General features: G+C 74.3%; 15 protein-coding genes and 1 riboswitch. Of the genes, 8 read left to right on the top strand and 7 right to left on the bottom strand.

Going from position 1 to position 15,586, the window contains the following annotated elements; all coding sequences use genetic code 11:
* Positions 1-66: 66 nt before the first annotated feature.
* From N555_RS0112635 to N555_RS0112610, 6 genes are all read left to right on the top strand, one after another.
* The gene (locus tag N555_RS0112635; protein WP_029431853.1) at positions 67-2,895 is read left to right on the top strand and encodes an aconitate hydratase; all 2,829 of its coding nucleotides are present in this window, start codon (positions 67-69) and stop codon (positions 2,893-2,895) included.
* Positions 2,896-2,898: 3 nt separating this feature from the next.
* Positions 2,899-3,660 carry an SDR family oxidoreductase gene (locus N555_RS0112630; RefSeq protein ID WP_029431852.1) on the top strand — a complete coding sequence of 254 codons (762 nt, stop codon included), beginning with the start codon at positions 2,899-2,901 and terminating at the stop codon, positions 3,658-3,660.
* A complete protein-coding gene (locus N555_RS0112625; RefSeq protein ID WP_051684028.1) occupies positions 3,657-4,376 on the top strand; it encodes a sirohydrochlorin chelatase in 720 nt (239 codons plus the stop codon). Before N555_RS0112630 ends, N555_RS0112625 begins: the two co-directional genes overlap by 4 nt.
* A gap of 9 nt (positions 4,377-4,385) precedes the next feature.
* The gene (locus tag N555_RS0112620) at positions 4,386-4,886 is read left to right on the top strand and encodes a hypothetical protein (protein WP_029431850.1); all 501 of its coding nucleotides are present in this window, start codon (positions 4,386-4,388) and stop codon (positions 4,884-4,886) included.
* Positions 4,887-4,911: 25 nt separating this feature from the next.
* A complete protein-coding gene (locus N555_RS0112615) occupies positions 4,912-5,658 on the top strand; it encodes a DUF427 domain-containing protein (protein WP_029431849.1) in 747 nt (248 codons plus the stop codon).
* 25 nt (positions 5,659-5,683) lie between these two features.
* Positions 5,684-5,747, top strand: a riboswitch (guanidine-III (ykkC-III) riboswitch).
* Between the two features lie 15 nt (positions 5,748-5,762).
* Complete coding sequence (locus tag N555_RS0112610) at positions 5,763-6,077, top strand: DMT family transporter (RefSeq protein WP_029431848.1); 315 nt, start codon at positions 5,763-5,765, stop codon at positions 6,075-6,077.
* Positions 6,078-6,083: 6 nt separating this feature from the next.
* On the opposite strand, the gene N555_RS0112605 is transcribed toward N555_RS0112610, so the two are convergent.
* From N555_RS0112605 to N555_RS0112580, 6 genes are all read right to left on the bottom strand, one after another.
* Positions 6,084-6,725, bottom strand: a complete 642-nt coding sequence (locus tag N555_RS0112605) for a dihydrofolate reductase family protein (protein ID WP_029431847.1) — start codon at positions 6,723-6,725, stop codon at positions 6,084-6,086.
* A 79-nt stretch (positions 6,726-6,804) separates the two neighbouring features.
* Positions 6,805-7,650: a sulfurtransferase gene (locus N555_RS0112600; protein ID WP_029431846.1), complete on the bottom strand. Its 846-nt coding sequence runs from the start codon at positions 7,648-7,650 to the stop codon at positions 6,805-6,807.
* On the bottom strand, positions 7,647-8,111 hold the full coding sequence (locus tag N555_RS0112595; RefSeq protein ID WP_029431845.1) for an SgcJ/EcaC family oxidoreductase: 465 nt from the start codon (positions 8,109-8,111) through the stop codon (positions 7,647-7,649). Before N555_RS0112595 ends, N555_RS0112600 begins: the two co-directional genes overlap by 4 nt.
* A gap of 45 nt (positions 8,112-8,156) precedes the next feature.
* Complete coding sequence (locus tag N555_RS0112590) at positions 8,157-10,046, bottom strand: ABC transporter ATP-binding protein (RefSeq protein WP_029431844.1); 1,890 nt, start codon at positions 10,044-10,046, stop codon at positions 8,157-8,159.
* A 67-nt stretch (positions 10,047-10,113) separates the two neighbouring features.
* On the bottom strand, positions 10,114-10,893 hold the full coding sequence (locus N555_RS0112585) for an enoyl-CoA hydratase/isomerase family protein (protein ID WP_029431843.1): 780 nt from the start codon (positions 10,891-10,893) through the stop codon (positions 10,114-10,116).
* Positions 10,890-11,120 (bottom strand): helix-turn-helix domain-containing protein, encoded by a 231-nt coding sequence (locus tag N555_RS0112580; RefSeq protein ID WP_029431842.1) that lies wholly within the window; start codon positions 11,118-11,120, stop codon positions 10,890-10,892. Before N555_RS0112580 ends, N555_RS0112585 begins: the two co-directional genes overlap by 4 nt.
* Before the next feature lie 187 nt (positions 11,121-11,307).
* On the opposite strand from N555_RS0112580, the gene N555_RS0112575 reads away from it, so the two are divergent.
* Complete coding sequence (locus N555_RS0112575) at positions 11,308-11,694, top strand: VOC family protein (RefSeq protein WP_029431841.1); 387 nt, start codon at positions 11,308-11,310, stop codon at positions 11,692-11,694.
* Between the two features lie 3 nt (positions 11,695-11,697).
* Here N555_RS0112575 and N555_RS0112570 read toward each other — a convergent pair whose 3' ends face one another.
* A complete protein-coding gene (locus N555_RS0112570) occupies positions 11,698-13,299 on the bottom strand; it encodes an ABC-F family ATP-binding cassette domain-containing protein (RefSeq protein ID WP_029431840.1) in 1,602 nt (533 codons plus the stop codon).
* Positions 13,300-13,428: 129 nt separating this feature from the next.
* Between N555_RS0112570 and N555_RS0112565 the strand changes: the two genes are divergently transcribed.
* Positions 13,429-15,546: a DUF2157 domain-containing protein gene (locus N555_RS0112565; protein ID WP_029431839.1), complete on the top strand. Its 2,118-nt coding sequence runs from the start codon at positions 13,429-13,431 to the stop codon at positions 15,544-15,546.
* The last annotated feature ends 40 nt before the right edge of the window (positions 15,547-15,586 follow it).

Here is a 15,586-nt window from a genome sequence, read left to right as displayed (position 1 = left end):
GATCGGGGGTGGCAACGAGCGCGACGCACACGCCGCGACGAACCAGCGAGGGGTAGGCGCAGAAGAGTGGCAGCCAGCAAGGACAGCTTCGGGGCACGTTCGACGCTCAGCGTCGACGGCACCGACTACGACATCTACCGGCTCGACGCGGTCGAGGGCTCCGAGAAGCTGCCCTTCAGCCTCAAGGTCCTCCTCGAGAACCTGCTGCGCACCGAGGACGGCGCGGACATCACCGCCGACCACATCCGCACCCTGGCGAACTGGGACCCCTCGGCCGAGCCGAGCGAGGAGATCCAGTTCACCCCGGCCCGCGTGGTCATGCAGGACTTCACCGGCGTCCCCTGCATCGTCGACCTCGCCACGATGCGCGAGGCCATGGCCGAGATCGGCGGCGACCCGGACAAGATCAACCCGCTGGCGCCGGCCGAGCTGGTCATCGACCACTCCGTCATCGCCGACGTGTTCGGCACCCCCGACTCGTTCGAGCGCAACGTCGAGATCGAGTACCAGCGCAACGGCGAGCGCTACCAGTTCCTCCGCTGGGGCCAGGGCGCGTTCGACGACTTCAAGGTCGTCCCCCCGGGCATGGGCATCGTCCACCAGGTCAACATCGAGCACCTGGCCCGCGTGGTGTTCCCGCGGCAGGAGGGTGACCGCGTGGTCGCCTACCCCGACACCTGCGTGGGCACCGACAGCCACACCACGATGGTCAACGGCCTGGGCGTGCTGGGCTGGGGCGTCGGCGGCATCGAGGCCGAGGCCGCGATGCTCGGCCAGCCGGTCTCGATGCTGATCCCCCGCGTCGTCGGCTTCAAGCTGACCGGTGAGCTGCCCGAGGGCGCCACCGCCACCGACCTGGTCCTCACGATCACCGAGATGCTGCGCCAGCACGGAGTGGTCGGGAAGTTCGTCGAGTTCTACGGCGCCGGCGTCTCCGCGGTGCCGCTGGCCAACCGCGCCACGATCGGCAACATGAGCCCGGAGTTCGGCTCCACGGCGGCGATGTTCCCGATCGACGAGGAGACCATCACCTACCTGAAGCTGACCGGCCGCAGCGAGGCGCAGGTCGCCCTGGTCGAGGCCTACGCCAAGGAGCAGGGCCTCTGGCACGACGCGTCCCGCGAGCCGGCCTTCTCCGAGTACCTGGAGCTGGACCTCTCCACCGTCGTCCCCTCGATCGCCGGCCCGAAGCGCCCGCAGGACCGCGTCTCGCTGTCCGACGCGAAGGCCGCCTTCCGCGAGGTCCTGCCGACCTACGCCTCGCACGACGTCAGCGGCGACGAGGACCAGGCCGCGTCGTCGGGGTCCAGCGTCGACGAGTCGGTCGAGGAGACCTTCCCGGCGTCGGACCCGGCCAGCCCGTTCGCGACCGGCAACGGCGAGTCCGGCAAGCCGCACACCGCCGTGACCTCGGGCGGGGCCAAGGGCCGGCCGTCCAAGCCGACCCGCGTGGTCATGGAGGACGGCACCGAGACCTCCGTGGACAACGGCCACGTGGTCATCGCCGCCATCACCTCCTGCACCAACACCTCGAACCCGCAGGTCATGATCGGCGCGGGGCTGCTGGCCAAGAAGGCCGTCGAGGCGGGCCTCACGTCCAAGCCGTGGGTGAAGACCACGCTGGCGCCGGGCTCGAAGGTCGTCACCGACTACTACGAGAAGTCGGGCCTGACCCCGTACCTGGAGAAGCTCGGCTTCTACCTGGTCGGCTACGGCTGCACGACCTGCATCGGCAACTCCGGCCCGCTGCCGGAGCCGGTGTCGGCCGCGGTGAACGAGGCCGACCTCGCCGTCGTCTCCGTGCTCTCGGGCAACCGCAACTTCGAGGGCCGGATCAACCCCGACATCAAGATGAACTACCTGGCCTCGCCGCCGCTGGTCATCGCCTACGCGCTGGCCGGGTCGATGGACATCGACATCACCACCGAGCCGCTGGGTCAGGGCTCGGACGGCCAGGACGTGTTCCTGCGCGACATCTGGCCCTCCCCGCAGGAGGTCCAGCGGACCATCGACCAGGCGGTCTCGGCGGAGCAGTTCGGCCGCAGCTACGAGGACGTCTTCGCCGGCACCGAGCAGTGGCAGAACCTGCCCACGCCGACCGGGCGCACCTTCGACTGGGACGCGCAGAGCACCTACGTCCGCCGTCCGCCGTACTTCGAGGGCATGCCGGCCGAGCCGACCCCGGTCGGCGACATCACCGGCGCCCGCACGCTGGCGGTCCTGGGCGACTCGGTGACCACCGACCACATCTCGCCGGCCGGCTCGATCAAGGCCGACTCCCCCGCCGGCAAGTACCTCTCCGAGCACGGCGTCGAGCGGCGTGACTTCAACTCCTACGGCTCCCGCCGCGGGAACCACGAGGTCATGATCCGCGGCACCTTCGCCAACATCCGGCTGCGCAACCAGCTGGTGCCCGGCACCGAGGGTGGCGTCACGAAGAACCACCTGACCGGCGAGACGACGACGATCTACGACGCCTCGCGCGCCTACATCGACGCCGGCATCCCGCTGGTCGTGCTGGCCGGCAAGGAGTACGGCTCGGGGTCGTCCCGCGACTGGGCCGCCAAGGGCACCGCACTGCTGGGCGTCAAGGCCGTCATCGCCGAGAGCTACGAGCGGATCCACCGCTCGAACCTCATCGGCATGGGCGTGCTGCCGCTGCAGTACCCCGAGGGCCAGGACCGGGAGTCGCTCGGCCTGACCGGCGACGAGGAGTTCACGATCACCGGGATCACCGCGCTGAACGACGGCGAGACCCCGCGGACCGTGAAGGTCAAGGCCGGGGACGTCGAGTTCGACGCCCGCGTCCGGATCGACACCCCCGGTGAGGCGAACTACTACCGCAACGGCGGGATCATGCAGTACGTGCTGCGCTCGCTGCGCAACGCCGGCTGACTCGTGGACCTGGGCCTGGGCGGCCGCGGCTACCTGCTCACCGGCGCGAGCCGGGGACTGGGGTTCGCGACCGCCCGGGCCCTCGTCGACGACGGGGCCCGGGTGCTGGTCAGCTCCCGGACACCGGAGTCGATCGCCCTCGCCGCCCAGGAGCTCGGCGGCGCACCGGCGGCCTTCGGGACGACGGCGGACCTGGCCGATGCCCGGGCCGCCGAGCACCTGGTGACCGTGACCGGTGAGCGCCTCGGCCGGGTCGACGGCGCGCTGATCAGCGTCGGCGGCCCGGCCCCGGGTACCGTGCTGGAGTCCACCGAGGAGGACTGGCGGGCCGCCGTCGACTCGGTGCTGTTCGGCACGCTGCGGCTGGTCCGGGCGCTGGCCCCGGTGCTCGGCGACGGCGCCGCGATCGGGCTCGTCCTCTCCACCTCGGTGCGCCAGCCGATCCCCCACCTGGCGATCTCCAACGGGCTGCGGCCCGGGCTGGCCATGACCGCCAAGGCCCTCGCCGACGAGCTGGGCCCCCGCGGCATCCGCGTGTTCGGTCTCCTGCCGGGGACGATCGCCACCGACCGGATCACCGACATCGAGACCGCCACCGGCGACCCGGCCGCTGCCCGGGCCCGCACCGAGGCCGGCATCCCGCTGCGCCGGGTCGGCCGCCCGGAGGAGTTCGGCCGGGTGGCCGCCTTCCTCCTCTCCCCCGCCGCCTCCTACGTCACGGGCACCATGGTCGCCGTCGACGGCGGCGTCACCCGGTCGCTGTGACCGACCCGGTCCTCGTCGCCTGCGCGCACGGCACCCGCAACCCCACCGGCCGGCGGCTGATCGCCGGGCTCGCGCTCGCCGCGCGGGAGCTGCGACCCGGACTCGACACCACGGCCGCCTTCGTCGACGTGCAGCCGCCGACCGTCGCCGACGTGGTCGCCGGACTGGCCGCCGACGGCCGACGGGCCGTCGTCGTGCCGCTGCTGCTCTCCGGCGGCTACCACGTGCACGTCGACATCGCCGACGCCGTCCGCGGTTCGGCCGGGGTCGTGGCCGCCCGGCCGCTCGGTCCCGACCCCCGGCTGGCCGAGGTCCTCACCGACCGGCTGCTCGCCGCCGGCGCCGATCGCGACGACGCCCGCACCGCGATCGTGCTGGCTGCGGCCGGCTCGAGCGATCCACGGTCGGTCGCCGACGTCGAGGGCACGGCCGCCGTGCTCCAGCGCTCCTGGGCCGGGCCGGTCACGACCGGCTACGGGTCCGCCGCGCAGCCACCGGTCGCCGAGGCCGTCGCCGCCGCCCGGGGTGCGGGCGCGGACCGGGTGGTGGTCGCCGCCTACCTGCTCGCCCCCGGCCACTTCGCCGGCAAGCTGGCCGGGGCAGGTGCCGACGTCGTCACCGCTCCGCTGCTTCCCGACCCGCGGATCGCCGCGATCCTGCTGGACCGGTACGACGCGGGGTGCGGCGAACGGGCAGTCCAGCCGCCTGCTGGATAGCGTGGGGCGGTGCGCCGACCCCTCCCGTACCTCGTGCCCGCCGTCCTCGCCGCCGGCCTCCTGCTGAGCGGCTGCAGCGACGAGGTGGACGGCTCCGCCGCCCCGGCGACGACCCCCTCGACCTCGAGCAGCTCGTCGGCTCCGACCTCGGCGAGCCCGACGATCGACCCGGACCTCGAGGACTTCTGCACCGACGGCGAGGCGCTGTTCGGCGAGGTGGACGACGCCTTCACCAACGCCGAGGGGATGGGCAGCACGGCGTTCGCCGAGGTCCTCCAGCAGGCCGTGGACGCCTTCGACGCGCTCGAGCCCCCGGACGAGATCGCCGCCGACTGGCAGGCGTCCCGCGACGGGTTCGCCGCGCTGCGGGACGCGGTGGCGGCGATCGACCCCGCCGCGCCGGACGCGGAGCAGCAGGCCGTCGACGTCATCGCCGGAGCGGAGACCACCGTCGGTCCCGCGTTCCAGGACGTGAGCGACTGGATCGACGAGAACTGCCCCGAGTCCTGACCCCCTGAGGGGGCAGGATCGGGGCATGAGCGGTTACCCGGAGATGATCGTGCCGGTCGGCCACAGCGTGCCCGTCCCGCGGCGGATCCGGGCGGTGCTGGCGAACCGCGTCGTCCTCGACAGCACCCGCGCCCGGTACGGCTGGGAGATGCCGCCGTACCCGCAGTTCCACGTCCCCCGTGAGGACGTCGACCCCGCCGTCCTCGTGGACGAGGAGGTCGACGAGAACCGGCCGCTGGGCGGGGCCCGCCGGTACGGCCTGCGGGTGGGCGACGACGTCCGACCGGCGGCCGGCTGGTGCTACACCGACGGGCCCCTCGCCGGGTGCCTCCGCTTCGAGTGGTCGGCGCTGGACGCCTGGTTCGAGGAGGACGAGGAGGTGTTCGTCCACCCCCGGAGCCCGTACTCCCGCGTCGACGCCCTGCGCTCCTCCCGGCGGGTGCGGATCGAGCTGGACGGCGTCGTCCTCGCCGAGACGTCGTCGCCCGTGCTGCTGTTCGAGACCGGCCTGCCCACCCGCTACTACCTGCCGCGCACCGACGTCCGGTTCGAGCACCTCACGCCCAGCGACACCCGCACCCAGTGCCCGTACAAGGGCATCACCAGCGGCTACTGGTCGGCGGCGGGCGTACCGGACGTCGCCTGGAGCTACGACTTCCCCGCCGCCGCGGTGCTGCCGATCGCCGGGCTGGTCGCCTTCCTCGACGAGGCGGTGGACGTCGTGCTGGACGGGGTCGCGCAGGAGCGGCCGGTGACCCACTTCTCCCGCTGACGGTCCCGGGGCGTGCGACCCTGGAGCGAGGACCCCACGGTCCACCGGACGAGCGGCGCCGTACCCGGACAGCGACAAGACGGCGACCTCTGTGGAGGTTCCCCGTGTCCTGGTTCGTGCTCGTCCTGTCCGGCGTCCTCGAGTCGGTCTGGGCCACCGCGCTCGGCCGCTCCGAGGGCTTCTCCCGCCTGTGGCCCTCCGTGGTCTTCCTCGTCGCGCTGGTGCTCAGCATGGCCGGGCTCGCCTTCGCCCTGCGCGAGCTGCCGACCGGCACCGCCTACGCCGTCTGGGTCGGCATCGGCGCCACACTGACCGTGCTGGCCGCCATGGTCACCGGCGAGGAGCCGGTGAGCGCGCTGCGGCTGCTGCTCGTCGCCGGGATCGTCGGCTGCGTGATCGGGCTCAAGGTCCTGCACTGAGCGAGGTCAGGGCCTGCTGAAGGTGAGGTGCGTGACGCCGCTGGGCGTCGAGACCGCCTCGACCTCGTAGTCGGCCTCCAGGGCCTCCAGGCCGTCCCACAGCCGCACCCCCCGGCCGAGCACGATCGGCACCTGCACCACGTGGATGTGGTCCACCAGCCCCGCCGCGATGAAGTCGCGGGCAACGGTCGGGCCACCACCGATGCGCACGTCCTGGCCGGCCGCTCCCTCGCGCGCGACGGCGAGGGCCTCGGCCGGCGAGGTGTCGAGGAAGAAGAACGTCGTCCCGCCCTCCATCTCGATCGGCGGCCGGGGCCGGTGGGTGAGCACATACGTCGGCGTGTGGAACGGCGGGTTCGGGCCCCACCAGCCGGTCCAGTCGGCGTCGTCCTGCCAGCCCGGGGGGCCGAACTTGTTCGCGCCCATGATCTCGGCGCCGATCCCCGGCTCGTGCTGCTGGGCCAACGCGTTGTCGACGCCGGCGCTGCCGCCCTCGCGTCCCACGATCGGCGCGCCGAAGCGGGTGGCGATCATCCACTCGTGCAGCCGGTGCCCGGCGTGCCCGAAGGGTGTCTCCAGCGACTGCCCCTCACCGGTGCCGAAGCCGTCCAGCGAGATGGTCAGGTTGTGGATGCGGGTGCGTGACATCGGTGCGCTCCGTCTGCTCGGGAGGGGATCCGCGGTGGAGACCTCCGCCCGCGGCGGTACTCATCGGTGCCGCGCGCGATCAGCGCCCCGGGTCGGGGCCGACGGCGACCGGGCGCCCGGGGTCGGCCGACCACTGCGACCACGACCCCGGCCAGAGCGCGGCCTCGACCCCGGCCGCCGCCAGGGCAGCGACCTCGTGCGCGGCCGTCACCCCGGAACCGCAGTAGACGCCGACCTGGGCACCCGGCACCGCACCGAGCGCGGCGAACCGCTCGCTCAGTACAGCGGCTGGAAGGAACGTGCCGTCGGGACCGATGCTGGCGGCGGTCGGTGCCGACCGCGCGCCCGGGACGTGCCCGGCCCGCGGGTCCACCGGCTCCACCTCGCCCCGGTAGCGCTCGGCGGCCCGCGCGTCCAGCAGCACCCCGCCGGATGCCGGCAGGGCGGCGGCCTCGTCGGCGGTCAGGGTCGGCATGCCGCCGCTGGTCAGCGTCACGTCTCCCGGCGCGGGGACGACGTCGCCGGTCTCCACCGGCCCGCCCGCGGCGCGCCACGCGGCGAGCCCGCCGTCCAGCAGCCGGACGTCGGTCAGCCCCGCCCAGCGCAGCAGCCACCAGGCGCGGGCCGCGGCCAGCCCACCGCTGTCGTCGTAGGCCACCACCCGGTCGCCGGTCCGGATGCCCCAGCGGCGGGCGGCTGACTGCAGTCGCTGTAGCGACGGCATCGGATGCCGCCCGGCGGCCGGCGACGGCGGGTCCGCCAGCTCCGTGTCGAGGTCGACGAAGACCGCGCCGGGCAGGTGCCCGTCGAGGTACCGCTCGCGACCGCGGTCGTCGCCCAGGGCCCAGCGGACGTCGAGCAGCACGACGCGGCCGGGCTCCGCGAGGAGACCGGCCGCGTCGACGAGGACGGCGCCCCGGCTCACCGGACGGCGAGCAGGCCGCGCAGCTCGGTGGTGAGCGCCTCGCGGGCCGCGGGCTTGCCGGCGAAGGCGACCGGGGTGATCTGGAAGAGCGAGATCTTCCAGCGCCCGGTCCCCTCCTCCACCGCGACGACCGTCTGCTGGCAGTGCAGGACCGGGTCGAGGTCCTCCTCGCCCGGCGGGATGACCCCGGCGTGGGCGTGCAGCACGGCCGCGCCCGGCGCGATCTGCCGGACCGAGCGGACCAGGCCCACGTAGGTGGCCGTCGGGTGGCTGCTGAAGACGCGGCGCAGCTCCGAGGCGATCGACAGGCGCCCGCTGGTGTGGGTGCCGTCGTAGCCGACGATGTCCCCGTCGTCGGCGAACGTGGACGCCACCGCCGCCCCGCTGCGCCGGTTCCAGGCCTCGAGGAACGCGGAGTACAGCGCGCGGATCTGCGCGTCCTGCGGATGTGCTGAGGTCAACGGTTTCCCCCTGTGGTGCTGATGGGACGAGAGGGACGGTAGTGGTCAGGCGGCGCCGACCGTTCGACGCTCGCCGTCGGCGAACTGCGTCCGGTAGAGCTCCGCGTACCGCTTCCCGAGTGCCAGCAACTCCTCGTGAGTGCCCGACTCCACGATGCGACCGCCGTCGACGACGAGGATGCGATCGGCGGACCGGATGGTCGACAGGCGGTGGGCGATCACCAGCGACGTCCGCCCGGCGAGCGCGCTGTCCAGCGCGTGCTGCACGGCCACCTCCGACTCGCTGTCGAGGTGCGCGGTCGCCTCGTCGAGGATGACGACGCCCGGTGCCTTGAGCAGCACGCGGGCGATCGCCAGGCGCTGCTTCTCACCGCCCGAGAGCCGGTAGCCGCGGTCGCCGACCACGGTGTCCAGCCCGTCAGGCAGCGACCCGATCAGCGCCGCGATCCGCGCCCCGGTGAGGGCGTCCCAGACCTGCTCCTCCGTGGCGTCGGGGCGCGCGTAGAGCAGGTTGGCCCGGATCGTGTCGTGGAACAGGTGCGCGTCCTGGCTCACGACGCCGATCGAGTCGCGCAGCGAGTCCAGGGTCGCCTGCCGGACGTCGACCCCGCCGACCCGGATCGCGCCGTCGGTGACGTCGTACAGCCGCGGGACGAGGTTGGCGATCGTGGACTTCCCGGCGCCGGAGTGCCCGACGAGGGCGACCAGCTGGCCGGGCTCCACGCGGAAGGAGACGTCGTGCAGCACCGCCGTCGGTCCGCCGTGCTCGGGCAGCGACACCTCCTCCAGCGACGGGAGGGAGACGTCGGAGGCCGCCGGGTAGCTGAACGACACGGAGTCGAACTCGACGGACCGGTCGTCGGCCGGGATCGGCACGGCGTCCGGGGCCTCGCGGATCATGGGCGGGAGGTCGAGCACCTCGAAGACGCGGTCGAAGCTGACCATCGCGCTCATCACGTCGACCCGGACGTTCGACAGCGCCGTCAGCGGCCCGTAGAGCCGGGACAGCAGCAGGGCCAGGGCGACGACGTCCCCGGGGCTCAGCGAGCCGTTGAAGGCGAGCGTGCCGCCCAGCCCGTAGACGAGCGCGGTGGCCAGCGCCGCGACGAGCGTGAGGGCGGTGAAGAAGGTGCGGCCGTACATCGCCGACAGCACGCCGATGTCGCGGACGCGGGCGGCCCGGCCGCGGAAGCCCTCGGCCTCCACCGTGGGCCGGCCGAAGAGCTTGACCAGGAGCGCCCCGGCCACGTTGAACCGCTCGGTCATCGTCGCGTTCATCGACGCGTTGAGCGAGTACGACTCCCGGGTGATCTCCTGCAGCCGGGCGCCGATCCGGCGGGCGGGCAGCACGAACAGCGGCACCATCACCAGCGACAGCAGGGTGATCTGCCAGGAGAGGCTGAACATCACGCCGGCGGTCAGCACCAGGCCGATGACGTTGGAGACCACGCCCGACAGGGTCGAGGTGAACGCCTGCTGCGCCCCGATGACGTCGTTGTTCAGCCGGCTGACCAGCGCACCGGTCTGCGTGCGGGTGAAGAAGGCGACGGGCATCCGCTGGACGTGCTCGAACACCCGGGAGCGCAGGTCGTAGATGACGCCCTCGCCGATCCGCGAGGAGAACCAGCGGGTGCCCAGGGAGATGCCCGCGTCGAGCACCGCCAGGCCGGCGATGACCAGCGCGATGCGGACGATGTCGCCCGACGTGCCCTTCAGCGACGCGATCCGGTTGATGATGTCGCCGGCCAGCAGCGGGGTGACGACGCCGATCAGCGACGAGCCCACCACCAGCAGCAGGAACCAGCTCAGCTCGCGGCGGTAGGGCCGCGCGATGCCCAGGATGCGGCGGACGGTGCCCTTCGGCAGCTGCCGCTCGGTGACGGACGGGTCGCGGCGGAAGGACCGCATCGCCGCCATGGAGGTCATGTTGTTCATGCTCCGACCTCCTTCTCTCTCGGTAGCCGCCAACCACGCTCGGCGACCGAGGATTCCACCCCGGTGCTCAGCCTCCCGCGAGCTCGGCCAGCCGGCGGGCCTGCGCGGCCCGCTCGGCGGCGTCCTGAGTCGCCGGGTCGTTGCGGACGGCGGAGCGCACCAGGGCCGCGGTCTCCCGGACCGCACCGACCGGCGGGCCGGTGAGGGCGGCCACGAACTGCGCCACCGCGTCGTCCAGGCCCTCGCGCGGCACGACCGCGTTCGCCATCCCCAGCGCGAACGCCTCGCTCGCCGGGACCGGCCGGCCGGTCAGGCAGATCTCCAGTGCCCGGGAGTAGCCCACCAGCTCCGCCAGCGTGCTGGTCCCGGTGAGGTCGGGGACCAGGCCCAGCGTCGTCTCCGGCAGCCGGAGGCTGGCGTCCTCGGTCATCACCCGCAGGTCGCAGGCCAGCGCCAGCTGCGCACCGGCGCCGATCGCGTGGCCCTGCACCGCGGCCACCGACACGATCCCCGGTGAGCGCAGCCAGCGGAAGCCGCCCTGGTATCCCCGGATCCGCTCCTGGGCCAGCTCCGCCGGCATCCGCCCCAGCTCGCCGAGCCCACCGGCCGTCGACGGGTCGGCGCTGAACAGGCTGCGGTCCAGACCCGCGGAGAACGACCGGCCCTCCCCGCGGACGACGACCACCCGCACGTCGTCGTCCAGCGAGGCGCCCACCGCCGCCAGCGCCGCCCAGGTCGCCGGCGTCTGGGCGTTCAGCTGGTCGGCCCGGTCGAGCGTGACGGTAAGGACGGCGCCCTCGCGCGCCGTCCGCACCCAGCCGTCGGCATCGGCTCCGGCGGAGGTCACGCCTCCTTCTTCGCGTTGCGGTTCGCTCCTCCACGACTCCGCAGACTGGCACCGGACTCCGACAGGAGCCGGTGCACGAAGCCGTAGGAGCGGTTGGTGGAGGCGGCCAGCGACCGGATGCTCTCCCCGCCGTCGTACCGCTTGCGGAGGTCGTCGGCCAGGGAGGTGCGGTCCCCGCCGGTGATGCGCTTGCCCTTGCCGAGGTCCGCCGTGCTCGAGTCGGCCATGACTCCCCTCCGTCAGCAGCCCACCACCACCGGCGCACATGCCCCGGTCCGGACGGCTGCTCGTCCCCTTGGCGCCGCCGTCCCGCTGACCACGGCATCCCGCGACACATGATCACCCAGCGGTCACGAGCGCGCGCGGCGAGCCCGGCGAGCCCGTTCCGTCGTACCCGCCCGGCACGATGCCGGCATGTCAGGAGACGGCACCGCACCCGCCCCGCAGCGCCACCACGCCATCGACTACGTCGAGCTGACGGTCACCGACCTCGACCGGGCCAAGCGCTTCTATGCCGACGCCTTCGGCTGGGAGTTCACCGACTACGGCCCGGACTACGCCGGCTTCCGAGACGCCCGCCGCGGCCCCGAGGAGTCCGGCGGCCTGCGCCGGGACGACTCCGTCCGGACCGGCGGCGGCCCGCTGGTGCTGCTGTTCTCGGCCGACCTGGACGCCACCGTGGCCGCCGTGACGGCGGCGGGCGGGCGGGTCGTCGCCGGGCCCTACGGGTTCCCCGGCGGCCGCCGGTTCCACTTCACCGATCCCGACGGCACCGAGCTCGGGGTCTGGTCCGAGAGGTGACGGTCAGGCGAGCGAGACCAGGTCGGCCAGGTCCTCGCTCCAGGTGTCCTCCGTGCCGTCGGGCAGGATGATCACCTTGTCGGGGTTGAGCGCCCGGACGGCGCCCTCGTCGTGCGTGACGAGCACGATCGCCCCGGCGTAGGTGCGCAGCGCGTCCAACACCTGCTCGCGGCTGGCCGGGTCGAGGTTGTTGGTCGGCTCGTCGAGCAGCAGCACGTTGGCGCCCGAGACCACGAGCGTCGCCATCGCCAGCCGGGTCCGCTCACCGCCGGACAGCGTGCCGGCGCGCTGGTCGACCGCCTCGCCGGAGAACAGGAACGCGCCGAGGATCCGCCGCAGCTCGGTCGCGGTGGAGTCCGGCGCCGCCGACTGCATCACCTCGAGCAGGGTGCGGTCCATGTCGATGGTCTCGTGCTCCTGCGCGTAGTAGCCGATCCGCAGCCCGTGCCCGGCCTTGACCTCGCCGGTGTCAGGCGTCTCGGTGCCGGCCAGCATCCGCAGCAACGTCGTCTTCCCGGCGCCGTTGAAGCCGAGGACGACGACCCGGGTGCCCTTGTCGATGGCCAGGTCGACGCCGGTGAAGATCTCCAACGAACCGTAGCTCTTGCTCAGGTGCTCGGCGGTGAGCGGGGTGCGGCCGCAGGGCGCCGGGGTCGGGAAGCGCAGCTTCGCCACCCGGTCCTGCGTGCGCACGGCCTCGAGGCCGGCGGCGAGGCGCTGGGCGCGCTTGTCCATGCTCTGCGCGGCCTTGGCCTTCGTGGCCTTGGCGCGCATCTTGTCCGCCTGCGAGGTGAGCGCGTCGATCTTCTTCTCGGCATTCGCCCGCTCGGCCCTGCGACGGCGCTCGTCGGTCTCGCGGGCGTCCAGGTAGCGCTTCCAGCCGAGGTTGTAGACGTCGACGGTGGCCCGGTTGGCGTCCAGGTGCCAGACCTTGTTGACGACGGCCTCGAGCAGCTCGACGTCGTGGCTGATCACGACCAGGCCGCTCTTGTGACTGGCCAGGAAGCTCTTGAGCCAGACGATCGAGTCCGCGTCGAGGTGGTTGGTCGGCTCGTCGAGCAGCAGCGTGTCGGCGTCGGAGAAGAGGATGCGGGCGAGCTCGACCCGGCGGCGCTGACCACCGGAGAGCGTGCGCAGCGGCTGCTCGAGGACGCGGTCGGGCAGGCCGAGGTTCGTGCAGATCCGGGCCGCGTCGCTCTCGGCGGCGTACCCGCCCATGGCCGCGAACTGGTCCTCGAGGCGGCCGTAGCGGCGAACCGCCTTGTCCCGCTCGGCGTCGTCGGCCGGCTCGGCCATGGCGACCTGCGCCTTGGTCAGCTGTGTCTTGAGGACGTCGAGCCCGCGGCCGGACAGCACCCGGTCGCTGGCGGTGATGTCGAGGTCGCCGCTGCGCGGGTCCTGCGGGAGGTAGCCGAGCTCCCCGGTGACGTCCACCTTGCCGGCGTGCGGGACGCGCTCGCCGGCGAGGGTGGTGAGCGTCGTGGTCTTGCCGGCGCCGTTGCGCCCGACCAGTCCGATCCGGTCGCCGGGCTGCACGCGGAGGTCGGCGCCGCTGATGAGGATGCGGGCACCGGCGCGCAGCTCCAGGCCGGTGGTCGTGATCACTGATCCCAGGGTAGGCGCTCCGAGGGCGTCTCCTCGACCGCAATGCGGGTGACATCCACTGCAGTCCCCCTGTCCACAGGACGGCCGGTCCGGTGTCGGCGCGGGTCCGTACCGGCCACCATGCCGTTCATGACCGGTCCTCCTCCGCTGCCCTGCCCCGTCTGCGGCCGGCCGGCCGGCGGGTCCGGGCCGGCGCCGTGTCCGGGCTGCGGCCTGCCCGCGGTCGCCGAGGCGGCGCTCGTCGTCGCCCGCATCGGCGCGACCATCGGCGAGCTGAGCCGCGACCGCGACCGGCTGCTCGCGACCCTGCGCGCGGCCGCTCCCGGGCCGGCGCTCGCGCCCTGGTCGCCGCCGCTGCCGGCGCCCTTCCCGCAGGCCCCGCCACCGCCACCGCCGCCACCGGCCCCGATCTCTCCGTGGTCGGACGGCAGCCCCTGGGACGACGAGCCGCGACCGGCCCGACGGCTCAGCCCGCAGCAGGTGCTGCTCGGCCTGGGCGCCGTCCTCCTCGTCGCCGGTGCCCTGGCGTTCGTCGCGGTGACGTGGAGCCGGCTCGGTGTCGGCGGGCAGGCCGCCGTCCTGCTCGCGGTGACGGCCGCGCTGTGCGGCGCCTCCGCCTGGACGGCGCGGCGGGGGCTGCGGGCCACCGAGGAGGCGCTGGCCGCCGCCGGGACGGCCCTGCTCGCCGTCGACCTGGGTGCGGCGCACGCGCTGGGGCTGGGGTCGCTCGACGACGTGCCGCTCCGGCTGTGGTCGGCGGTGTCGTGCGCGGTGGTGATGGCCGTGGCCCTCGTGCTGGGCAGGATCACCCGCAGCACGGTGACCTGGCCCCTGGGCGCCCTGCTCGCCGCCCAGCCCGTGCCCCTCCTGCTCCTGCCCGACGGCGCGCTCGACGGCCCGGCCGGGGTCGCGGTCCTGCTGGCTCTGGCCGGCGCGGACCTGCTGGCGCTGCTCGCCGTCCGCCCGCTGCTGCACCCGGTCGTGCGGGTCCTCGCCGCCCTGGCCGCGGCCGGCGGGGCGCTGCTGGGTGTCGCCGTGGCCTGGGAGCGGCCGCCCGGGCCGTCGTGGACGGCGACCGTCCTGCTGCTCGCGGCGGGGGCGGCCGCCCTGCTGGTGGGCCGGCAGCCCCGGCTGGCCGCCGCGCTGCCCGACGCCGTGCCGTGGGCGGGGATCGCCGCGGCGGTGCCCGCGGTCGCCGCCACCGGCTCGCTGGACTCGGGCGGCCCCGGGGGTGCGGTCGCAGCCGCCGCGGCGGGGCTGGTGCTGCTGACCGTCGCGGTGCTGGTCGCCCGCCTCCCCGTCGCCCTGGCCGTCGCGGCCGGGGCCGGCGGCACGCTCGCCCTCGGCGGTGCCGCCCTGCTGCTGGACGACGAGCGGTTCGCCGCGCTCGCGCCGCTGGTCCTCGCCGCCGCGGTACCCGCCGGCCTGGCCGCGGTCCGCCTGCCGCGGCTGCGCTCACCGTCGGTCGGCACAGCCCTCGCCGCGCCGATGGCCGCCGCACTCCTCGCGGCCGAGGGCGGCGCCGTCAGCCGGACCGCGGCCGGGCTGCTGCTCGCCGTCACCGGGGCCCTCGCGTTCGGAGTCGCCGCCACGCGGGCCGGCCGGCCCGAGGAACGGGTGGCTGCCGTCGCCGGCGCAGGTGCCGGCGTCCTCGCCGGGCTGACGACGTCGTCCACCGGGGCCTGGGGGCAGGTCGCCGTCCAGCTGACGGTCGTCGGCGCCGCGGCGGTCGCCTACGGGCTGGTCGCCGACCGCCGTCCGGTCGCCGTCCTCGCCGTGGCCGACCTCGTGGGAGCGAGCTGGATCGCTCTCGGCGGAGCGGGCGTCGAGACGGTCGAGGCCTACACGCTCCCCGCCGCGCTGGGGCTGCTGCTCGTGGCGCTGCCCGGGCTGCGGGCCGGTGCCCCGTCGTGGTCCGGGGAGGGCGCGGCGGTCGGGGTCGCCCTGTTGCCGTCGGCGCTGGCCGCGGTGGCCGAGCCCTCCGCCGTGCGCTTCGTGCTGGTCGTCGTCGCCGCGGGCGCGGCAACCGGGCTGGGTGCGTTCGTCCACCGCCAGGCGCCCTTCGTGCTGGGCGCGGCCGCGCTGGCCTGGGTCGTGCTCGGCCGGCTGGCCCCCTACGCGCCGCTGCTGCCGCTCTGGATCACGCTGAGCTCGGTCGCGCTCGTCCTGCTGCTGCTGGGCGCGACGTACGAGCGCCGTCTGCAGCAGGGCCGCGAGGCCGTGGCCTGGGTGGCGCAGATGGGCTGAGGCCGGCCTGCCGCCGACCGCCGGCGGCCCTAGCGTGGAC

The sequence above is a fragment of the Blastococcus sp. URHD0036 genome (assembly GCF_000701365.1).
Taxonomy (GTDB): domain Bacteria; phylum Actinomycetota; class Actinomycetes; order Mycobacteriales; family Geodermatophilaceae; genus Trujillonella.
The sequence above is the reverse complement of the archived record's forward strand: the minus strand, read 5'-3'. Positions and strand labels throughout refer to the sequence as shown.

Coding starts and splice junctions, on each gene's coding strand:
- N555_RS0112615 (WP_029431849.1), top strand. CDS start 4,912: ATGAGCGGTTACCCGGAGATGATCGTGCCGGTCGGCCACAGCGTGCCC.
- N555_RS0112605 (WP_029431847.1), bottom strand. CDS start 6,725: ATGTCACGCACCCGCATCCACAACCTGACCATCTCGCTGGACGGCTTC.
- N555_RS0112590 (WP_029431844.1), bottom strand. CDS start 10,046: ATGAACAACATGACCTCCATGGCGGCGATGCGGTCCTTCCGCCGCGAC.
- N555_RS0112580 (WP_029431842.1), bottom strand. CDS start 11,120: ATGGCCGACTCGAGCACGGCGGACCTCGGCAAGGGCAAGCGCATCACC.
- N555_RS0112575 (WP_029431841.1), top strand. CDS start 11,308: ATGTCAGGAGACGGCACCGCACCCGCCCCGCAGCGCCACCACGCCATC.
- N555_RS0112565 (WP_029431839.1), top strand. CDS start 13,429: ATGACCGGTCCTCCTCCGCTGCCCTGCCCCGTCTGCGGCCGGCCGGCC.